This window comes from Ilumatobacter sp., assembly GCF_049588435.1.
Taxonomy (GTDB): domain Bacteria; phylum Actinomycetota; class Acidimicrobiia; order Acidimicrobiales; family Ilumatobacteraceae; genus Ilumatobacter_A.
The window spans coordinates 1-4,156 of record NZ_JBAVYV010000332.1 but is presented as its reverse complement, the minus strand read 5'-3'; the positions used below and the strand labels follow the sequence as shown (position 1 = coordinate 4,156).

Annotated in this window: 4 protein-coding genes; 3 read left to right on the top strand and 1 reads right to left on the bottom strand. The window is 69.0% G+C overall.

What is annotated here, in order from left to right; genetic code table 11:
* Window positions 1-119: 119 nt before the first annotated feature.
* Window positions 120-797: a response regulator transcription factor gene (locus WBV89_RS12910; RefSeq protein ID WP_423981761.1), complete on the top strand. Its 678-nt coding sequence runs from the start codon at window positions 120-122 to the stop codon at window positions 795-797.
* A complete protein-coding gene (locus WBV89_RS12905; protein ID WP_423981760.1) occupies window positions 794-2,143 on the top strand; it encodes an ATP-binding protein in 1,350 nt (449 codons plus the stop codon). Before WBV89_RS12910 ends, WBV89_RS12905 begins: the two co-directional genes overlap by 4 nt.
* Before the next feature lie 18 nt (window positions 2,144-2,161).
* Here WBV89_RS12905 and WBV89_RS12900 read toward each other — a convergent pair whose 3' ends face one another.
* Window positions 2,162-3,388 carry a DUF3048 domain-containing protein gene (locus tag WBV89_RS12900; RefSeq protein WP_423981759.1) on the bottom strand — a complete coding sequence of 409 codons (1,227 nt, stop codon included), beginning with the start codon at window positions 3,386-3,388 and terminating at the stop codon, window positions 2,162-2,164.
* Between the two features lie 132 nt (window positions 3,389-3,520).
* Here WBV89_RS12900 and WBV89_RS12895 point away from each other — a divergent pair.
* Window positions 3,521-4,156 (top strand): hypothetical protein (locus WBV89_RS12895; protein ID WP_423981758.1); only part of this gene is annotated, 636 nt, incomplete at its 3' end.

The window sequence follows — 4,156 nt, the reverse complement described above, 5'->3', positions numbered from 1 at the left end:
CGCTTTCGCAGCATCGTGGTCGGCGCACGCTGAAGGGACCCTGAACGATCCTGAAGACGTCTTCAGGAAGCGCCGACCGGGACTGCCCGGATCGATCGACGACTGGCAGACTGTCGGCGATGAGGCTGCTGGTCGTCGAGGACGAGGTGAAGCTCGCCCGTTCACTCCACGACGGACTCACCGCCGACGGGTTCGCGGTCGACGTCGTGCACGACGGCACCGAGGGGCTGTGGATGGCCACCACCCACAGCTACGACGCCATCCTGCTCGACATCATGCTGCCGGGGACCAACGGCTTCGTCGTCTGCCGAACGCTCCGCGAGCAGGACAACTGGACGCCGATCCTGATGCTCACGGCGAAGGACGGTGTTCTCGACGAGGCCGAAGCCCTCGACACGGGAGCGGACGACTATCTCCGCAAGCCGTTCTCCCACGTGGTCCTCGTCGCGCGCATCCGATCGCTGCTCCGTCGCCGGGGTGAGGCTCGACCGACCGTATTGACCGTCGGTGATCTCGTCCTCGACCCGTCCCGACGAGTGGTTCGACGCGGCGAGTCGACCATCGAACTCACCGCCCGCGAGTTCGCCGTGCTCGAACACCTCATGAGCCATGCGGGGTCCGTGCTGTCCAAGCAGGACATCCTCGACCACGTCTGGGACGTCGATTTCGCCGGCGACGCCAACATCGTCGAGGTCTACGTCGGCCACCTCCGCAAGAAGGTCGACGAACCATTCGGTCAGGCGTCGATCGAGACCGTGCGCGGGGTCGGGTACCGATTGCGCGAAGGCGACGCATGAAGATCGCATCGTCGGTGCGCGGCCGAACGACGCTCTTCGTGACGTTGCTCTTCGCGGTGACGCTGGTCGTGTCCGGCGTGGCGCTGCTGACGACGCTGCGCAGCACGATGCTCGACAACATCGACACCTCGCTCGAGTTGCGCGCCGCCGATCTCGGCGCCCTCGCCGAGAGCGGGATCGCCCCGAGGAACATCACCATCCCCGACGATGGAACGTCGTTCGCTCAGATCATCCTGAACGGAGAGGTGATCGCATCGAGTACGAACGTGCGCGGCCAGCCACCGGTCGATGCGGTCACCGACGCGTCCCAACTCACCGTCCGTCAGACGTCGGGCGAGTCGGAGGAGTTCCGACTCGTCGTGACGGAGCAGTCCACGCCCGCAGGACCGGTGACGATCGCGGTCGGGACCAGCCTCGCCGACCTCGAGAGCACGCTGCGCGTCGCCACCTGGACGCTGCTGATCAGCGGCCTCGTGATGACGACTCTGGCCGGGACCGCGGCGTGGACCGTCGTCCGCCGGGCGTTGCGGCCGGTCGACTCGATGCGCGCCGAGGTCGCCGACATCACCGTCACCGATCTCGACCGCCGGGTGTCGCAACCGACGACCGACGACGAGATCCGTCTGCTCGCGGACACGATGAACCGCATGCTCGACCGCATCGAAGCCGGAACCCGCGGGCAGCGCGAGTTCGTCTCGGCGGCGTCGCACGAGCTGCGCACTCCGATCGCCGTCATTCGCCACAGCCTCGATGTCGCTCTCGCCTCACCGGCGGCGGATTGGGAGCAAGTGGCCGAGAGCGTGCTGGAGGAGGACCTGCGGATGCAACGGCTCGTCGACGATCTGCTGGTGATCGCCCGGGCGGACGCCGACCTCGAGTCGACCGACTCCTGGACACTCGTCGATGTCGATGACGTCGTGCTCGACGAAGCCGCCCGCGTTCCGGCGAATACGACGATCGATCTCTCCGAGGTCTCCGCGGGCCAGGTGCGCGGGGACGCCGACCAGGTCCGCCGCGTGATCCGCAACCTGCTCGACAACGCGCTGCGTCACGCCGGCGACCGTGTGGCCGTCGAGGTCGTGAGTCGAGCGGGTGCGGTCGTGGTCGCCATCGACGACGACGGCCCGGGGATCGCGCCCGCCGACCGGGAGCGGATCTTCGAACGCTTCGTCCGGCTCGACTCGGCTCGGTCCCGCCGGGACGGCGGGTTCGGACTCGGGCTGTCGATCGTGCTCGATCTGGTCCGGCGCCACGATGGCACCGTGGTCGTGTCGACGAGCGAACGGCTCGGCGGCGCCCGGGTGGTCGTCACCTTCCCCGACGCCCGGCAGAGCACGCAGCCCTGAGCGGGCACCCGAACCTGCTCAGCCGGCGCGGGCCAGTTCGATGAACGTCCGCCCCTGATCGAGCGGAACGGCTGCGCCGGTCTCCGCGTCGGTGAACGTGAACGCGTCGTACGGAAGCGATCGACTCCACTCGGCTTCGATCGCGATGCCGTCCCGGTGGATCACGGCCCGCCCTCGGCCGACCGTCACCGGGTTCGGCGAGCGAGCATCGACGGGCGACGGCGGGTGCTCGGTGAAGAGCTCGACCACGTTGTTCATCACGATCTGGTTGCCCGACGCGGCGACGTGCGACCGACCGTTCTGACTGCGGATGTACACACCGAAATCCGGAACCCAGGCCCAGCCGGCGCGAACGCCATCCATGTCCACCTCGAACTCGGAGTCGTCGGTCGTCGACACCCCGGGTCCGGGGGTCCAGTCGCCGTCGATCGTCCACAGCGGGCGGGCGTGGCCCGGCTCGGGCGCAGTGTTCACCGCGCACAGCGGGTCGACCAGGAGGTTGTGGGGAGCGCCGCGGCTGGAACTGCGCTCGTAGCACGGGTTGTGCAGGGCGCTGAAGTCGACCAGCACGCCTGAAGCGGCAGCCGAGCCGATCCATCGGGTGACGCCTGCGTTGCCCCCGGACCAGGCGAGGACCGGACGGTTCATCGCCGCGAGGATGTCGAGGTCGCCGGTGCGCGCCGAGCGCACCGGGCCTGCACGGTCGGGCAGGTTGGAATGGAACAGCCCGATGAACCGGGTGACCCCTTCGACGTTCTCCTCGATGATCGCGTCGGCCGAGTCGAGTCCCCACTGCGGGCGGCCGTCGGCATGGTTGTCGAGCTTGACGGCGAGGATCGGCCGGTTCGTGACGGTCTCGTCGGCGGGCAGCCCGGTGAGCGCGGCGATGCCGTCGAGCGGCGGGAGCACCTCGTACGGGGGCCAGACGGGGACTCCGTCGACGAGGATCGTGGTCGGAGGCGGAATCGTCGAGGTCGTCGGTGCGGCGGTGGTCGACGGCGCACCGGTCGTGGTCGACACCTCCGTCGTCGTGGTCGGCACCGTCGTCGTGGTCGATGTCGTGGTCGTGGTGGAGGTGGTGGCGTCGATGGTTCCGAGGCGGTCGGCCCCGTCTCCGTCCGCCGCGATGGCGACCACGCCGACCGTCAGCCCGACTGCCACGACCGCACCCGCGAGCACACCGATCCGTCGCCTCCGGTACACACCCGGGTCGAGGCGATCAGGCTCCTCAGCAGTCTCGTTCACGTCCAGACGCTAATCACGCGCAGCGTCGACGACGCGGACCTCGAGCGCCCATTTTCCCTTCCTCGGGACCTCGGCACCCCGTGACGGCTGCCGACTCCTCCCGCCGTGTCTCGTCACCGACGGAGGTTCATCGTGACCAACTCCCAGAACGCACCCGGCACCGGTCGTACGGCCGGCTCCGCGACGCGCCGGCGACCGATTCCGCCACCACCCCCGCGTCGGCCGACGACCGAGTCCGATCGGGTCCCGACGCAACCGCCGGTCGAAGCAACCGATCCCACCGCGCTGGTCACGATCCGCGCCTGGGTGGACCCGTTGATGGACGACACCGGACACGATCCCCGGTCGAGGTATGTCGAACTGTTCTGGCTCGGGGTCCTCGGCCCGACCGCCACATGGCTGCTCCGGCGACTCGTCAGCGGTCTCGATCAACACCCGGACGGGTACGAGATCGACCTCGGCCTCACCGCCCGCATGATGGGAATGTCGTACACGTCGGCTCGATCATCGCCGTTCTCCAAGGCGCTGCAACGGTGCACGATGTTCGGCCTGGCACACCAGACCAGCGACGGCTTGGCAGTCCGCCGCCGGATCCCCGCGGTCGCCTACCGGCACCTCCGTCGGATGCCCGACGCCGCTCAGGCGGCACACGCCGCGTGGGTCACCGGTGAGCTCGACATCGACGAGTTCGCCCGCGCCCACCGTCTGGCACTGGCGATGCTCGAATCGGGCGACGATGCCGCGACGATCGAGCACCATCTGGTGGCG

What these genes read in the sequence shown, in the direction of transcription:
- WBV89_RS12910 (WP_423981761.1), top strand. Translation starts at nt 120, where the DNA reads ATGAGGCTGCTGGTCGTCGAGGACGAGGTGAAGCTCGCCCGTTCACTC.
- WBV89_RS12905 (WP_423981760.1), top strand. Translation starts at nt 794, where the DNA reads ATGAAGATCGCATCGTCGGTGCGCGGCCGAACGACGCTCTTCGTGACG.